The organism is Kitasatospora sp. NPDC017646 (assembly GCF_044329365.1).
In the GTDB taxonomy this organism is placed as follows: Bacteria; Actinomycetota; Actinomycetes; order Streptomycetales; family Streptomycetaceae; genus Kitasatospora.
Window position 1 is genome coordinate 201,168 of the sequence record NZ_JBIRJC010000005.1, and the last position, 16,806, is coordinate 217,973.

Here is a 16,806-nt window from a genome sequence, read left to right on the forward strand (position 1 = left end):
TCGGCACCCGCCCTCTCACCTGCGCCGACCCGCCCTCTCACCCGCGCCGACCCACCGCTGATCCGTTCGGAACGCAGGCCGACGGTCGAACTCGGTCCGTTTGGCGTCGACAATGGGATTTGTCCCCCGTTGTTCCGGAACAAGGCTGGGCCTGGCTTGGTCGACTTGCAGCGAAGTCCTGATGTGCCCGGGCGGCTTGCTCGTCCGAGGCGCAGCGGGCAAGGGCGCCAAGAACACGGTCGGCCGCATGCGGGAAGGCCCAGGCGGCTGTTCAAGGGCCTGCTGAGCCTGCACAGCCTCGCCGGCCCGGTGTTCCTCCTGCAGCTGGCGGCGATGCTGCTGATCGTCGTCGCCGCGCTGGGGGCTCTCGTGGTCGGGGCCCGGCGCGACGCCACGGCGGATGCCCAGAGCCGGACGCTCGCCGCGGCGCAGGCGTTCGCGAACTCTCCGGGGATCCTGACGGCACTGAGCGGCCCCGACCCGACCGCAGCCCTGCAGCCGTACGCCGAGGCGGCCCGGAAGGCCGCCGGCGTGGATGCCATCATCGTCTACCGGTTGGACGGGATCACGCTCACCCACAGCGACCCGAACCAGATCGGGAAGCACGTCATCGGTCCCTACGCGGAGGCGGCGACCGGCAAGCCCTTCACCAGCACCTTCCACGGATCGCTGGGCCTCTCCGTGATCTCGGCGGTACCCGTCAAGGCCGCCGACGGCTCCGTCGTCGCCATCGTCTCCTCCCCGGTCACGGTCGGGAAGGTGCAGCAGAGGGTGAACCAGCAGCTTCCGGTCCTGTTCGGCGGTGCCGCGGTGGCTCTTGCCATCGGTGCGGGCGGGACGAGCCTGGTGAGCCGCCGGCTGCAGCGGCAGACCCATGGCCTGGGCCCAGCCGAGATGACCAGGATGTACGAGCACCACGACGCCGTGTTGCACGCCGTCCGGGAGGGCGTGCTGATCCTCGGCGAGGACGGCCGCCTGCTGCTGGCCAACGACGAGGCCTCCCGGATGCTCGGCCTGCCCGTCGACTGCGAGGGCCGTCCGATCACCGAGCTGGGCCTCGGCGACCCGGTCGCCGAGCTGCTGGCCTCGGGGCGAGTGGTCACCGACGGCGTGGTCGGCTCCGGCGACCGTCTGCTCTCGGTGAACATCCGGGCCACCGACCGCAACGGGGGACCGCCCGGGCGGGTCGCGACCCTGCGCGACTCCACCGAGCTGCGAGCCCTGTCCGACAAGGCCGAGGCGGCCAACGAGCGCCTCAAGGTGCTGTACGAAGCCAGCAGCACGATCGGCACCACGCTCGACGTGGTGCGCACCGCCCAGGCACTCGCCGAGGCGGCCGTCCCGAACTTCGCCGACCACGCCACCGTCGACCTCGCGGAGTCCGTCCTGCAGGGCGACGAGCCCACCGGCACCCGGAGCCTCCGACTGCGGCGCGCCGGGCTGAGCGGCGTCCACCCGGACGCGCCGTTCCATCCCGTCGGTGCGACCATTCCGATCGATCCCAGCGCCCCGCTCGGCCGCAGCCTTCATCACGGCCGGTCCGTGATCGAGGCGGATCCGACCAGTGCCGCGGTCGACCACGGCATCCACTCGGTGCTGAGAGTGCCGCTGCTCGCCCGAGGCCAGGTCCTCGGCGTGGCCGCCTTCTGGCGCGCGGCCTCACCGGCGCCGTTCGACCAGGACGACCTCTCGCTGGCCGAGGAGCTGGTCGCCCGGGCCGCCGTCTGCATCGACAATGCGCGCCGCTACACCCGCGAGCACCGGATGTCCGTCACCCTCCAGCACAGCCTGCTACCCGGCGGACTGCCCGAGCAGAGCGCCCTGGACGTCGCCTACCGCTACCTGCCCGCCGAGGCCGGCGTGGGCGGCGACTGGTTCGACGTGATTCCGCTGCCCGGAGCCAGGGTCGCCCTGGTGGTGGGCGACGTGGTCGGCCACGGCCTGCACGCCGCCGCCACCATGGGCCAGCTGCGCACCGCCGTGCACAACTTCTCCTCCCTCGACCTGCCCCCGGACGAGCTGCTCGGCCACCTGGACGACCTGGTCAACCAGATCGACCAGGACCGGGCGGCCAGGGACAGCGACGCCATCACCGGCGCTACCTGCCTGTACGCCATCTACGACCCGGTCACCCTGCGCTGCGCCATGGCCCGGGCCGGGCACCTGCTGCCGGCCCTGGTCCACCCGGACGGCTCGGTGGAGTTCCCCGAGTTGCCCGCCGGGCCGCCGCTCGGGCTGGTCGACCTGCCGTTCGAGAACGCCGAACTACAGCTGCGGGAGGGCACCCGGCTGGTCCTCTACACCGACGGGCTGGTCGAGGACCGCTCCCGGGACATCGACGTCGGCCTCGAACTGCTGCGCACCACCCTCGGCCAGGGCGACCGCAGCCCCGACGACACCTGCGAGGCGGTGCTGAACGCCCTGCTGCCGGCCAACCCGACCGACGACATCGCCCTGTTGGTCGCCCGGACCAAGGCGCTGCCGGCCGGCCGGGTCGCCACCTGGCACGTCCCGGCAGACCCGGCCGCCGTCGCTCGGGTCCGGGCCGACGTCGCGGAAAGGCTCACCGGGTGGGGGCTGGACGAGATGGCCTTCGCCACCGAGCTGATCGTCAGCGAGCTGGTCACCAACGCCATCCGGTACGCCGTCGGTCCCATCCAGCTCCGGCTGCTCCGTGACCGCGCACTCATCTGCGAGGTCTCCGACGGCAGCAGCACCTCCCCGCACCTGCGGTCCGCGGTCAGCACCGACGAGGGCGGGCGGGGGTTGTTCCTGGTCGCCCAGCTCTCCGAGCGCTGGGGCACCCGCTACACCCCCAACGGCAAAGTCATCTGGGCCGAACAGCAGCTCCATGAGAGCGCCACCCCGGCAGTGGAAGGTCCCGGCGAGACCACGCTCGTGACCACCGAAGGACGTCTGGAGTCATCGTGACCGCATCCCGTGCCCGAGCGGCGACCGTCTGCGGCTGCCTGATCCTCCTGGCCATGGGCCTGGGCGCGTGCGGCCGCACACCGCCCGCCGCACCCAAAGACCCGTCGGTGGCCACCTCCGCGAAGGACGTGGGTGGCATGGACGCACTGACCGCCGCGGCGAAGAAGGAGGGCGCGCTCAGAGCCATCGCGATCCCCCGCGACTGGGCCGACTACGGCGGCCTGATCGACGGCTTCGAGAAGAAGTACGGGATCACGGTCACGGTCGACGACCCCCTGGGTCACAGCCAGGACGAGATCGACGCCATCAAGAAAAACGGGACACGGCAGAGCGCCCCCGACGTCATCGACGTGGGGGACACGTTCGCCCGGGCAGCAGGCCCGCAGAACCTGCTCGCGCCGTACAAGGTCGCCGCGTACAGCTCGATCCCGAGCAACCAGAAGGACCCGCACGCCCGTTGGTCCAACAACTACGGGGGTTACATCTCCATCGGCTGCGACGCGAACCGTGTCGAGGTCTGTCCCCAGACCTTCGCCGATCTGCTGAAACCCGCTTACCAGGGCAAGGTCGCGCTTGAGGGCGACCCCACCCGCTCCGAGACCGGATTCGCCAGCGTGTACGCGGCGGCCCTGGCGAGCGGCGGATCGTTCGACAACATCCAGCCCGGCCTCGACTTCTTCGCCAAGCTCAAGCAGGTGGGCAACCTCAACCCGGTCAGTGCCACCTCGGTCACGGTCGCGAGCGGCCAGACGCCCATCAGCATCAACTGGGACTTCGTCAACCTCAACTACACCGATCAGCTCCGCAGCAAGGGTGTCAACTGGCAGGTCTCGATCCCCTTCGACGGCAGCTTCGCCCAGTACTACGCGCTGGCGATCAACAAGGACGCCCCGCACCCGGCGGCCGCCCGCCTGTGGCAGGAGTACCTCTTCGGCATCGAGGGCCAGAACCTCCGGCTCAGAGGCTACGCCCGCCCTGTGCTGCTCGACGTCATGAAGAAGGACGGCACCCTCGACGAGGCCGCCGCCGCCAAGTTGCCGACGGTTGAGGGAACGCCCGAGTTCCCGACGGATGCGCAGGTGGAGAAGGCGAAGGAGACGGTCGCCCTGGGCTGGGCGAAGGCCGTCGCGGACGGCTGACGCCGGGGGCGTGTCCGGCCGACGGCGCACTCACGGCAGCCCCGCCCTTCGGGGCGGCCGAGGCCCCTCGTAGGTTCCTGTCAGAAGTCGTGGTCATACGCCACGGTGACGGGCGCGTGGTCGGACCAGCGCTCGGCGTGGGTGGCGGCGCGTTCGATGTGGGCCGGCCGTACCCGCTTCGTTGCTCGCCGTGTTGCAGTTGGTGCGGGGCATTTCACCGTGCCGACGTTCCGCACCTTTGCCGCCCTGGTCACAGGGCTGATCGCGCAGACTGGGCGGTGCACGGTCACCGGGATGCTCGCCGGCGCGGGGTTGACGCGCACCTGGTCCCACGACCGTGCCCATACCTTCTTCTCCCGCGCCCGCTGGAATCCGGACATCCTGGGTGTGTCCCTGTCTCACCTGATCGTGCGGCGCCTGCTGCCCGAGGGTACGGTGCTGACGGTGGCGGTGGACGACACGCTGTTCAAGCGACGCGGAAAGAAGGTGTTCGGCGCGGCCTGGCAGCACGACGGCGCGGCCAAGGGCCCCAAGCCCGTCGGACGCGGGACCTGCTTCGTCGTGGTGGGCCTGGTCGTCGAACTGCCTTTCCTGGCCCGGCCGGTGTGCCTGCCGGTGATGGCCCGACTGTGGCGCCCGAGGCAGGAAAGCAAGGTCGACCTGGCCGCCTCCATGCTCCGCCTCCTCGCCGCCTGCCACCACGGGCGGCGCATCCACGTCGTCGCGGACGCCGCCTATCACGGCAAGGCGCTGCGCGACCTTCCCGCGACCTGCACCTCACCACCCGCCTGCCCGCGTCCGCGGTGCTCTACGGCCTCGCCCCACCGCGCACCGGCAAACGCGGCCGCCCCGCGCTCAAGGGCGCCCGCCTGGGCACGCCGAGGGACTTGGCCGTCACTTGCGACTTCGCCGCCTTCGAGGTCACCCGATACCAGCGCACCGACACGGTTCTCCTGGCCGAGACCGCCTGCCTTTGGTACGGCTCCTTCCACACCCGTACCGTCCGCGTGATCCTCTGCGCGACGACGGCACCGCCACCGGCTACGACCTCGCGCTGGTCACCACCGACCTGACCACGCCCGCCCCGGCGCTGATCACCCGTTCGCGTGGCGCTGGTCGACCGAGGTCACCTTCGCCGAGGCCCGCGACCTGCTCGGGGCTGGCCAGGCCCACAACCGCACCCGCCTCTCAGTCGAGCGCACTGTCCCGTTCGGCCTGTACTGCTACACGATCACCGTCGCCTGGTACGCGCTGCACGGCCACCAGCCGAGCGACGCCGCCGACCGCCGCGCGCGCGTCCCCTGGTACACCACCAAGACCGACCCGCCCGTCTCGGACATGGCCGCCAAGCTCCGCCGGGTCATCATCGCCGCCCGATTTCTTCCCACCTGCCCAGGCCAGCCGACCGATCAGGAAATCCGCGCCGTCCAGCAGGCATGGTCCGCAGCCAGCCTCGACGCCGCCGCGTGATCAACCAGACCTGTCAGAACGTCGAAAGTCGAGCTCCTCACGCGACGTGAGAAAAGCGCGCGGGACTGCTTTGTAGCGTTCCCATATGCCCTGAACCGCACAGAGCGGCGCCGACCGCGAACTGGCGGAGAAGGAATTTCAGACCCAGAATTAGGCGCAACATCACCTGCCTTGATCGCCTTGACAGGTTCCGCGGGCTGCTGGCGGTCTGATTCAGCGCTCGGCGCCGAACCACTGCGCCAACTCCCGCTTGAGCACCTTGCCGCTGGGGCCGAGCGGGAACGCGTCGACGAACTCCACCAGGCGCGGGTACTTGTACGCGGCCATCCGCTCTCGGCTCCAGGCGACGATCTCCGCGCCGAGCGCCTTGTCCGGCGTCCGGTCCGCGCGCGGGATCACCACCGCGCACACCTCCTCGCCGTGCCGCTCGTGCGGGACGCCGATGACCGCGACCTGCGCGATCGCCGGGTGGTGCACCAGCATTTCCTCGAGCTCGCGCGGGTACACGTTGTACCCGCCGCGAAGCACCAGGTCCTTCTTGCGGTCGATGATCGACAGATAGCCGTCCGCGTCCTTCACCCCGAGGTCGCCCGAGCGGAACCAGCCGTCCACCAGCACCTCGGAGGTCGCCTCGGGCCGGCCCAGGTAGCCGGCCATCACATTGTGGCCCCGGATGACGATCTCGCCGACCTCGCCCGTCCGCAGCAGCTCGATCCGGCCCTCCAAGTTGGCCCTGGCGATCTCCACCTCGACGCCCCAGATCGGGCGGCCCACGGTGCCCGGCTTGCACGGCCAGGCCCGCTGGTTGTACGCGACCACCGGTGAGGTCTCGGTCAGCCCGTACCCCTCGTAGATCGTGCAGCCGAAGGTGGCCTGGAACTCCTCCAGCACCTTGACCGGCAGCGCCGAGCCGCCGGAGAACGCGCGGTCCAGGGGCGGGCGGAGCGGGGTGGCGGCGGCCGCGTCGAGCAGCGCCAGGTACATCGTCGGGACGCCCATGAACACCGTGCACCTGTGCGCGACCATGAGGTCGAGCGCGCCCGCGGCGTCGAAGCGGTCCGTCAGCACCATGGTGGCGCCCGCCCGGAAGCAGGTCAGCATGCCGCAGATCTGCCCGAAGGTGTGGAACAGCGGCAGGCAACCGAACAGCACGTCCTCGGCCCGGAAGTCGAACGGGGAGAGCATCCCGACGGTGACGTTCATGGTGATGCTCAGCTGGGTCAGCATCGCGCCCTTGGGCCGACCCGTGGTGCCGGAGGTGTAGAGGATCACCGCGAGGTCGTCGGGCGCGCACGGCCGGTAGGCGGCGATCGGTTCGGCGTGCTCGGCGAGCACGTCCAGCCGCGGCGCTTCGCACTCCGGGTCGGCCCGCACCGCGAGCAGCGGCACCTCGGCGATCTCCGCGCCCTTGCACCCCTCGGCGAGCAACGACCCGGCGCAGATCAGCACGTGGGCCCCGCTGTCGCGCAGCACGTACTCGATCTCGGTCGCCTTGAGCAGCGCGTGCATCGGCACCACGACCGCGCCGAGCGCCAGCACGGCGAAGTAGGCCGCCGGGAACTCCAGGCCGTTCGGCAGCAGCAGCGCCACCCGGTCACCGGGGCGAGTACCCCGTTCGTCCAACACCGTGGCGTACTGCCGCGCACGGAACCATAGTTCACGGTACGTCAGGCGAGCTCCGGCGAACTCGATCGCCGGGTGGTCCGGACGTCGTACCGCCGACTCGGCGAGAACGGCTGCTACCGAGAGAGTCACCAAACCTCCGCTGATCGATTGCGGTCGAAATCAGCGACGACGGCGGCCGGGCGCGCCAGGGCCCCCGACCGCCGTCCCCGCCTCACGCCTGTGTGCGCGGGATGTCGAGCTCCTGCCAGATGGCGTCCAGCGCCTCCGCGAACATCTCGACATCGGCCGTGGTGTGCGTCGCGGACGGCGCGACGCGCAGAATCTCCTCGCCCTCCAGCACGCTGGGGGCGTTGATGGATTGCACATAGATGCCGTACCGGTCCAGCAGCAGCGCCGACGCCTGACGGCAGGTGGCGTCCTCGCCGACGAACGCCGAGACGATGTGCGACATCGGCGAGACGAACGGGATGCGCTGCTCGTCGAGCAGCCGGTGCAGCAGCTGCGCGTTGTTCCGCAGCCGCTCGCGCTCCTCGTCGGAGGCGACGAGGTGGCGGACCGCCGCGAGTGCGCCGGCGGCGATGGCCGGCGGCAGCGAGGTGGTGAAGATGAAGCCGCGGGCGAAGCTGCGCACCGCGTCCACCATCGCGGCGGGCCCGGCGATGTAGCCGCCGGCGGTGCCGAAGCCCTTCGCCAGGGTGCCCATCACGACGGTGAATTCGTCGGCGATGCCGTCCCGGGCGGCGATCCCGGCACCGCGCGGGCCGTACATGCCGACCGCGTGCACCTCGTCGATGTACGTGGTGGCGCCGTAATTCTCGGCGACGGCGGCTATCTCGGCGAGCGGCGCGATGTCACCGGACATCGAGTACACCGACTCCAGGACGATCAGCTTCGGGCGGTCGCCGTCGGCGCGGATCAGCTCCTCGAGGTGCGCGACATCGTTGTGCCGGAAGATCCGCTTCTCGCAACCGCTGTGCCGCAGCCCGTCGATGATCGATGCGTGGTTCAGCTGGTCTGAGTAGACCACGGTGCCGGGCATCCGGCCCGCCAGCACTGACAGCGCGGCGTCGTTGGCGGTGTAGCCCGAACTGAACAGCAGCGCCGCCTCCTTGCCGTGCAGCGCGGCGAGCTCCTGCTCCAGCAGGACGTGGTAGTAGTTGGTGCCACCGATGTTGCGGGAGCCGCCGGAGCCGGCGCCGAACGCGTCGACGGCCTCCTTCATGGCGGTCAGCACGGCCGGGTTCTGCCCCATGCCGAGGTAGTCGTTGCTGCACCAGACGCTGATCTCCAGCTCGGCGCCTGCCTGCCCCTCCCGGGCAGTGGCACTCGGGAACCGTCCGGCACGCCGACCGACCGCCAGGAACTGACGACTGTGGTCGGCGAATTCCTTCATCTCATGAGTGAAGAAATCCAGGTGTGCGGTCATTAAGCCACTCGCTCTCTAAAGAAGCCGCTGTCATATCGATCATGAGGCTGTCGATCGAACGGAATTTGGGAAGGCGGATCCGGCCCGGGACTCGATCCCCAGTAGCACCGGTGCGTTTGGGGCTGGTTGGCCGCCAACAGAGCGCCTGTAACGAGAGTCAGCCAGTCATCGGTCTCAGGCCGGTCAGGCCAGGATTTTCGACAGCATCCCCGCCAGGAAGACTGCCGAGATTGACAGAAACGTGGCCCCCGGTCCAAGTGGGAACCTGTCTCGCCGGATGGACCAACCCTGTCGCGCGGTCGCCGAGCCTAAGCCTGACCTGCGGAAACCTACCGATCACATCCGATAAGACAACGGCTTATCAGCGAGAGCGCTAGCTAGTGCGACCAGCGTCTGCTTGTCCGGCTTGCCGGCACCGGTGAGGGGCAGTGCGTCGTAGAACGTCACCACGGCCGGTACGTGATTCGGGGACAGCTCGGCAGCGACGTGACCGATCAGCGTCCCGGAGTCGGCGGTGCTGCCCGGCCGCACCACGATGGCGGCGTGGATGTGCTCCACACGGTCGTCGTCGACCACGCAGTACACCGCGGCCTGGGCGACCTCCTGATGGGTTAGCAGCGCATTCTCCACATCTGTGGGACGGACCTTGATGCCGTTGGTCTTCATCACCTCGCCCATCCGGCCGTGCAGGCGCAGAAAGCCGTTCTCGTCGAGGGAACCGAGGTCGCCGGTGTGCACCCAGCCGTCGCGGATGGTCACGGCGGTCAGCTCCGGTTCGCCCCAGTAGCCGAGCATGGTGGACGGGCTCCGCACGCACACCTCGCCGATCTCGCCGGGTGGGACGTCACGGTCGTCGTCCAGGCCGCGGATGCGTACCTCCGCGGTCGGACGCCCGACGGTCCGGCAGAGTGCCGGGTCGGAGTGGTCCGGCGGGGTCAGGATGCTGATGGGGCTGGTCTCCGTGGTCCCGTAGATCTGGGTCAGCACCGGGCCGAACACCTCGACCGCCTCGGCCAGGCGGGCGGGAGCTGCGGGGGAGCCGACGTAGGTGATGTTCCTGATGCTCGACCGGTCGGTGGTGGCGATGTCGGGGTGGTCGACCAGCATGTACAGCTGCGGCGGGGTGATCGCCAGCGTGGAGATGCGGTGCTGTTCCACGGCCCGCAGCACTTCGCCCGCCTCAAACCCGTCGTGCAGGACGACCGTTCCGCCGGAGGCGAGCGCGAGGTCGACGACGGTACCGCTGGAGTTGCTCACCGGAAGGGTCGACAGGTACACGATGGGTTCCGGGGACTGGAAGCCCACCCGGGGGCCCACCTGCAGGTAGAGGCTGCGGACGCGGTACGGCATTGTGACAGCCTTGGGGCTGCCGCTGGTACCGCTGGTGCAGATCACCACGGCCGGTTGTTCGGGGTCGACCTCGACGGCGTCTAGGTCGAAGGCGTACGAGTCGCCCGACGAGAGGTCTAGGACATCGGGACCGAGGGGGCCGAGAGCGGCGAGACGCGGTGGCTCAGGCAGCCGGTCGCACAGCTCGCGGGCCGCGTCGACGTTCTCCTTGTCGATGGCGAGGAAGGTCGCCCCGGTCCTGCTGAGCATCTCCTGCCGGGCGGCGGCGGCCAGCTGATCGGTGGGATCCACCGCGTTCGTGGAGTGCAGGTGGACCAGGGTGGCCCCGGCGAGGTTGGCCGCGTAGCGGAAGATGATGGTCGCCGGGGTGTTGGTGACGGTTAGCACCGCCACAACCGGATCCTTGCCTTCCGCAATCGGGGCTCGGTGTTCTGTGAAGTGCCGACGCAAGATTTCCGCCGCGGTGAGAACAGCCTTGGAGAACTGGCCTGCGGTGAACTCTTCGCCTTCCCGACGCAGGGCAATCCGGTCAGGATCGGACGCCAGCGCCTCAAGCACCCGGCGGGCGTAATTCTCCTTCGAAGGCATCGGAACTCCATTCCGCCGACCCGTTTATTGATCGGTGTAGGATTACATGATCGCGAGAGCGTGGGCACTCGAAAATGTTGCTGGTTTCACGCGGCGAACTAGGCGGGAGAGTTGCTGTGACTTGCGCCCTGGACCGCGGCGTTCACCGCTGCCTCCGGTGCCACGACGCCGGTTGCTCCCGGGTTGAATATCTCGGCTACCAGGAAGGCCAGGTCAAGCGCCTGGCCTCTGTTGAGACGCGGGTCGCACGCCGACTCGTACCTGCGGTGCAGGTCGTCGAAACCCAGATCGGCGCCGCCGCCGACGCACTCGGTCACGTCCTCGCCGGTCAGCTCCACGTGCAGTCCGCCGGCGTGGGTGCCGAGCGCCTGGTGCACCTCGAAGAAGCCGGCGACCTCGGCGAGGATGTCGTCGAACCGCCTGGTCTTGTGCCCGCTGGGCGCCTCGAAGGTGTTGCCGTGCATCGGATCGCACACCCACACCACCGGCGCGCCGGAAGCCGTGACCTTCTCCACGAGTTCCGGCAGCAGGTGCCGCACGCGGTGTGCGCCCATGCGCACGATGAACGTCAGCCGGCCCGGCCGCCGGTCGGGGTCGAGGCGGTCGATCAGGGCCAGCGCCTGCTCGGGCGTGGTGGCAGGGCCCAGCTTCACCGCGATCGGGTTGTCGATGGTCGCGAAGTAGGCGACGTGGGCGCCGTCGAGCTGTCTGGTGCGGTCGCCGATCCACAGCATGTGGCCGCTGCCCGCGTACCTTCGGCCGGAACGCGGCTCGTAACGGGTCAGCGCGGCCTCGTAGTCGAGCAGCAGTCCCTCGTGGCTGGCGAACAACTCCGTGGTGCGCGACGGATCGCCGCCGCGCGCGTCCTTGGAGGACAGTGCCCGGCCGATTCGACCGGCGAGTTCGCTGTAGCGTTCACCGGCAGCCGAGCGTGAGACGAAGTCCTGGTTCTCCTCGTGCAGTTGGCGTAGATCGGTGCCGACACGGGCGAATGCGCGCATGGCGTCCAGGGTGTAGCGCGAAGCGTCGTACATCCGAAGCAGCCGGGACGGGTCCGGCCGTCGTTCGGCCTGGCTGAAGCCGACGCCGTTCACCGCGTCGCCCCGGTAGACCGGCAGCGTGCGCCCGTCGACGGTCTCGGTCGGCCGGGATCGGGGCTTCGCGTACTGCCCGGCCATCCGGCCCACCGTGACCACCGGCACCGCCGACGCGTACGCCAGGATCACGGCCATCTGCTGCAGGAGGCGTAGTTTGCTGTGAATCGCCTGCGTCGAGAGGCGGCCGAAGCGTTCGGCGCAGTCGCCACCCTGCAGCAGGAACGCTTTGCCCTCTGCCACCTGGGCGAGTCGTGCGGTGAACGTGTCGCACTCCTGCGGCGTGACCAACGGGAGCACGGCTGCCAGCTGATCCATCACGTCGCCGAGCTCAGCCAGGCTAGGCCACTCCGGCCGCTGATGGGCGACAAGTGTGCGCCAGTGCGCGGCGGCTTCGCCGGTGGGGGTCAACATGATCTCCGTCCGCTTCTCACGGCTCAACGGTGCGGGGCGGTCATGGGTGGACCATCTCGACGAGATCGTGGCTGATGCCCAGGTCGTCGAGCAGCAGCTGCAACGGTCCGGTGTCCCGCGCGGGCACGGGACGGGAGGCGGCCCACTCGCTCAGCTGATCGGTGTCGATCTCGAAGCCGCCCTGGGCCGCCACGGTCACCCAGGGGTCCAGGTCCGCGGAGCGGAACGCGGTCAGCCCGGCGACGAGCGCTTCGCGGAACGTCCGCTGCAGTGCGCCGTCCAGGTTCCGGTAGAGCGAGCCGCACAACTCACGGAACACCACCGCGTGTCCGCTCTCGTCCCGCCGGTGCAGATCGGTGGTGATCCGGTTCATCGGCTGGATCTCCTGGGCGGTGGCGAGTGTGGAGAGGAACCCGTTGATCGTCGTCTCGGCGGCCAGGGAGAACGCGATGTCGACGATGTCGCGGTCGAACCCGGACAGCCCGGCGCGGGTGGCTTCCAGCTCCCGGACGACCGACCAGACGCCCGGCGCGAACCGCAGGTCCGTCAGGTCGCGCCGCCTGCGGGTCACGCCGACGGCGTTGTGGCACATCAGGATGTGGTAGTGCTCATCGATGATCGTCTGGTGCAGCGCGTCGACGGCGACGTCGTCGTGGCGGACGGGGATCCGTTCCTGGAGCATCAACCGGCAGGCCGGCAAGATGATCTCGTCCTCGATGGCCGCGGTCTTGGCGTTGTAGGAGATCCACGCCGCGGACAGGATGCGCTCGCGAGCGTCCTGGTCGAGCCGGTCGGCACCCGGCAGTCCCAGCACCGGGACGAGGCGTTCGGGGAAGTCCGGCATCGCCGTGTCGAAGTGACCGTCGAGGTCGAGCTCGTCCTTCTTGACGGCCACTCGCTTCCCCCAGCGGCGCGTCAGCTGCACCAGCAAGTCGCGTTCGTACGTGGGCTCTTCACGTGCCGAGGTCATCGGGAAACCTCCTTCATGGGTTCACCACAGGAATCAGCGAGGCGTCGGCCGCAACGGCGAGCGCGGCCAGGCGCGACTGCCAGCGCTCGGCCGCTGCGGCGTCCGTGTCCTGGAACCGGCCCAGCCCCTCGGTGACCGGCCGGATGCCGTGCAGGGCGTTCAGCGTCCAGACGGGGACGCCGGCGAGATCCGACGCGGTGGCCTGCTCGGTGACGACCTGGTGCCCTGTCGTGGCGGCGAGCTCGCCGAGCAGGGCGCGGGTGATCCCGGGGAGCAGGCCGGGGCCGGGTGGTGGCCCGCACAGCGTGTCGCCCCGCCACCAGACGATGCTCGTGGACGCCCCTTCGACCACATGCCCTTCCGTCGAGACCAGCACCGGCTCGTCAGCTCCCGCCGCAGCCGCGGCAGCGCGTAGGGAGGCCAGGTGATCCAGGTCGGCGCCCTTGACGGCCGGCAGTCGACGGCGGTCGGGTCCCGCCGCGGTCCACAACCGGACGGTCGCGGTGCGCGGTGGCGCGGGGCGCAGCCACATCCGCAGCCGCGTTCCCGACCCGGTCTCCACGAGTTCGACGCGAGGAAACCATCGGCCTTGCGCGGGCAGCGACTCGGCGACCGCCCGCAGGAACCGGTTCGTCCGTTCGTCTCCCGGTCCGCCGAACCGGTCGCAGGCCGAACCGAAGCGTTCGGCGTGCCGGTCGAGTCCCCGCACCCGCCCCTCGTCCACGAGCCAGGAGTCGATGACCAGCACCGTCCCGGCGGCGTCGGCCGTCGACCATCCGCCATCGGGGTCCCAGCACCGGCGGACGCCCTGGTCGGTGGCCGTGCTCTTTGCCGTGTTCATCGTCGGGAGCCGCCCACGTCCGACACCGCCGGCGCACGCCAGGCGCGGAGCGACGCCGCCGCCTTGAGCAGCATCTCCTCGTACTCTTCGTGCGGGTGGGAGTCGAGCACTATCGCCCCGCCGGCTCCGATGGTCAACCGGTCACCGACACGGACCGCGGTGCGGATCACGATGTTCAGTTCCGTGCCGCCGGAGAGGCCGAAGTAGCCGAGGGCGCCGGAGTAGACACCCCGGGCCTCCGTCTCCAAGCGGTCGATGATCTCCATGGTGCGCAGCTTCGGCGCTCCGGTCATCGACCCGCCCGGGAAGCACTGCCGGGCGCAGTCCATCGCGCTGACCCCGTCACTGAGCCGTCCGCGAACGGTGGAGACCAGTTGGTGCACGGTCTCGTAGCTCTCGACGGCCAGGTACGGGTCGACCTCGATGCTGCCCACCTCGCACACCCGGCCCAGGTCGTTGCGCAACAGGTCGACGATCATCAGGTTCTCGGCCTGAGTCTTGGCGCTGGAGGCGAGGACGGCGGCCAGTTCGGCGTCGCGCACCGGGTCGGCGTCGCGCGGGGCCGTGCCCTTGATCGGCTTGCTGGTGACCGTGCGGTCCCTCTCGATGCGCAGGAACCGCTCCGGCGAGGAGCTGAAGACCGTGACGTCGCCCAGGCGTAGGAGCGCGGCGTACGGTGCCGGGTTCGCCCGGCGCAGCCGCAGGTAGAAGGACGTGTCGTCGTCATGGAACGGCATGTGCAACTTGTTGGTCAGGCAGATCTCGTAGCTCTCGCCCCGGTTCAGCTGACGCTGGCACTCCGTGATGTCCGCCAGGTACTGGCTCCGGCCGCGGCCGAGGTACTCCTCGGCATTCGGGGGCGGGCCGACGGCGGGTTCGCGCGGCGGCTCGACATCGGCCGGGTTCAGGCCCGTCAGGAGCGCGGACGTCCGTTCCACCCACTCCTGCGCGTCACGCCGGGTCTTCTCGTCGTGGACGGCCACCAGGTAGGTCAGTCCCTCCTGGTGGTCGACCGCGATGACGCGATCGGCGAACATCCAGATGGCGTCCGGCGTTTCGGCGGTGTGGCTGGCCGTGGCCCCGCATTCGGCCTTGAGTTCGTAGCCGAAGTAGCCGACGTAGCCGCCGGTCAGGTCGAACGGCAGGTCCGAGTCGGGGATGCGCCGGTCGCGCAGCCGCTGTTCGAGGACGTCGAACACGCTGCCGGTGACGATGCCGACGCCGTTCGCGTCGCGCACTTCCACTGTCCCGCTGCCGGTGCGGTAGGTCAGGACCTCGCTGAGCGGACCTGACGTGTCGCCGAGGAACGAGAACCGGGACAGGCCCTCCTCCACCCGGCTGCTGTCCAGCCAGAAGCAGTACGGGGTGTTGTCGAAGAGCTTCAGAAAGATGGCCTCGGAATCGGCAGCGGTCGGCACGGCCGTGCTGATGATTCCCAGTTCCTCGACCGCGCCGGGCGTCTCGCCGGCCAGTGCGGTGCCGGTGCCGGTGCCGGTGTCCGTGTCCGTTCCGGTGTCGGTGACGGAGGGCCGTTGTTTGGGCTGCGTCCGGCAGGTCAGATCGGCGAAGTTCCGCAGGATCTCACGCCCGTACTGGGAAGCTATCGACTCGGGGTGGAACTGCACGCCCCACTGCGGCAGATCGCGGTGACGCAGCGCCATGAGTACACCGTCGTCTGCCCACGCGGTGGCGATGAGCTCCTCGGGCAGGGGCTCCTGCACGCACAGCGAGTGGTAGCGAACCGCGACGAATTCCCGCGGAATGCCGGCGAACAGCGGATCTCCCTCGTGGGAGACCTTGGCGACGTGCCCGTGTCTCGGTTCGGGCGCGGCGACCACCGACGCTCCGGCCAGGTGCGCGATCATCTGATGGCCGAGGCAGACGCCCAGCACGGGCAGCGTGGTGCGACGCAGCAGGTCGCCGAGGAGGCCGACGTCGCGCGGGTTCTGCGGCCGTCCAGGGCCGGGCGAGACGACGATGTTGTCGAAGTCCTCCAGCCGCAGGCTGGACAACATCGGATCGTCGTTGACCATGACGACGGGCTCCTGGCCGTTGATCTCGGCGATCAACTGGTACAGGTTGAAGGTGTACGAGTCGTAGTTGTCCAGCAGCAAGGTACGCATCACGGGCCGTCCAAGATCTTCCGGAGCGTTTGGACGTCGCCCGGTTCCAAGGTGATCCCGAAGATCTCCTCGGGAGCGGAAAGCGTCTCGTCCTTGTCGAGTTCCCGGAAGGTCGCCGGCTCTGCGGGACGTATCTCCGTGAGAGTGCTGCCGACGAGGAGGTGCCTCACGTCGGGCTGAGTGCGCTGGAGGACCATCCGGTGGTTGAACGGCGAGCGCGGGTGAGTCAGGCAGAAATGGTTGAGGAGCTCGAAGTCCGACGGATAGCGCGCGTCGGTGGTGAAACCGTAGAGCTCTGCGGGACCCTCAGGTCGAAGGAACCGCAGCACGTGTTCACCACTCGGTTCCCGCACCACGTCGAAGGGCCAATCGCCGTCCAGCCGCGAGTTCTCGGCGAGGCGGATGGGGACGTGCGGCCCGTATGCACCGAAACCCACGTCGAAGATCCAGCGTTCGTCGTCGAGCTGCACGCACAGGGCTACGTGGAGTGCCGGACCGAACTTGTTCCCGGTGCGGATCCGTGTCCTGCCCGCGAACGCCGAGAACGTGAAGCCGATCCGGTCCAGCACCGCCGCCATCAGGACGACCTGTTCCAGGCACCAGCCGCCGCGGCCCTGTCGCACGATCTTCTCCTGGACGCTGTCCAGGTCCAACGGCACCGTCGGCCGCCCGAGCACCGCGTCGAGGTTGTCGAAGGCGATCGCGTCGACGTGGGCGGCGTGCAGACCCCGCAGCGTGGAGAGGTCCGCAGCCACGTCGCCCTGGTAGCCCACGCGGGTCAGGTAGGCGTCCAGGTCGACGCCACTGCCCTGCCACATCGAATCCGTCATACGT

12 protein-coding genes are annotated in these 16,806 nt (G+C 69.6%); 4 read left to right on the forward strand and 8 right to left on the reverse strand.

Annotation, left to right across the window (positions count from 1 at the left end; genetic code table 11):
- Positions 1–309 precede the first annotated feature (309 nt).
- The 4 genes from ACH4J0_RS11040 (at position 310) to ACH4J0_RS11055 (ending at position 5,540) form a co-directional block, all read left to right on the forward strand.
- Positions 310–2,931, forward strand: coding sequence for a SpoIIE family protein phosphatase (locus tag ACH4J0_RS11040; RefSeq protein WP_396238535.1), 2,622 nt, complete (start codon positions 310–312; stop codon positions 2,929–2,931).
- Positions 2,928–4,070: an ABC transporter substrate-binding protein gene (locus ACH4J0_RS11045; protein ID WP_396238537.1), complete on the forward strand. Its 1,143-nt coding sequence runs from the start codon at positions 2,928–2,930 to the stop codon at positions 4,068–4,070. The genes ACH4J0_RS11040 and ACH4J0_RS11045 overlap by 4 nt, the downstream gene beginning before the upstream one ends.
- A 156-nt stretch (positions 4,071–4,226) precedes the next feature.
- A complete protein-coding gene (locus ACH4J0_RS11050; protein ID WP_396238539.1) occupies positions 4,227–5,081 on the forward strand; it encodes a transposase in 855 nt (284 codons plus the stop codon).
- Positions 5,082–5,408: 327 nt separating this feature from the next.
- The gene (locus ACH4J0_RS11055) at positions 5,409–5,540 is read left to right on the forward strand and encodes a hypothetical protein (RefSeq protein WP_396238541.1); all 132 of its coding nucleotides are present in this window, start codon (positions 5,409–5,411) and stop codon (positions 5,538–5,540) included.
- Between the two features lie 213 nt (positions 5,541–5,753).
- Here ACH4J0_RS11055 and ACH4J0_RS11060 read toward each other — a convergent pair whose 3' ends face one another.
- The 8 genes from ACH4J0_RS11060 to ACH4J0_RS11095 all read right to left on the reverse strand — a co-directional run bounded on the left by ACH4J0_RS11060 (position 5,754) and on the right by ACH4J0_RS11095 (position 16,802).
- Entirely contained in the window at positions 5,754–7,295 is a 1,542-nt protein-coding gene (locus ACH4J0_RS11060; RefSeq protein ID WP_396238543.1) for a long-chain fatty acid--CoA ligase, read from the reverse strand.
- A gap of 82 nt (positions 7,296–7,377) precedes the next feature.
- Positions 7,378–8,592, reverse strand: a complete 1,215-nt coding sequence (gene hemA, locus ACH4J0_RS11065; RefSeq protein WP_396238545.1) for a 5-aminolevulinate synthase — start codon at positions 8,590–8,592, stop codon at positions 7,378–7,380.
- 336 nt (positions 8,593–8,928) lie between these two features.
- A complete protein-coding gene (locus tag ACH4J0_RS11070; protein WP_396238547.1) occupies positions 8,929–10,530 on the reverse strand; it encodes a class I adenylate-forming enzyme family protein in 1,602 nt (533 codons plus the stop codon).
- A gap of 98 nt (positions 10,531–10,628) precedes the next feature.
- Positions 10,629–12,038 carry a class II 3-deoxy-7-phosphoheptulonate synthase gene (locus tag ACH4J0_RS11075; RefSeq protein ID WP_396238549.1) on the reverse strand — a complete coding sequence of 470 codons (1,410 nt, stop codon included), beginning with the start codon at positions 12,036–12,038 and terminating at the stop codon, positions 10,629–10,631.
- A gap of 40 nt (positions 12,039–12,078) precedes the next feature.
- Positions 12,079–13,008, reverse strand: a complete 930-nt coding sequence (locus tag ACH4J0_RS11080) for a diiron oxygenase (RefSeq protein WP_380340407.1) — start codon at positions 13,006–13,008, stop codon at positions 12,079–12,081.
- Positions 13,009–13,021: 13 nt separating this feature from the next.
- Entirely contained in the window at positions 13,022–13,849 is an 828-nt protein-coding gene (locus ACH4J0_RS11085) for an aminotransferase class IV (protein ID WP_396238551.1), read from the reverse strand.
- On the reverse strand, positions 13,846–15,972 hold the full coding sequence (pabB, locus tag ACH4J0_RS11090; protein ID WP_396238553.1) for an aminodeoxychorismate synthase component I: 2,127 nt from the start codon (positions 15,970–15,972) through the stop codon (positions 13,846–13,848). Before pabB ends, ACH4J0_RS11085 begins: the two co-directional genes overlap by 4 nt.
- Positions 15,972–16,802, reverse strand: a complete 831-nt coding sequence (locus ACH4J0_RS11095; RefSeq protein WP_360263029.1) for an arylamine N-acetyltransferase — start codon at positions 16,800–16,802, stop codon at positions 15,972–15,974. The genes pabB and ACH4J0_RS11095 overlap by 1 nt, the downstream gene beginning before the upstream one ends.
- Positions 16,803–16,806 lie beyond the last annotated feature (4 nt).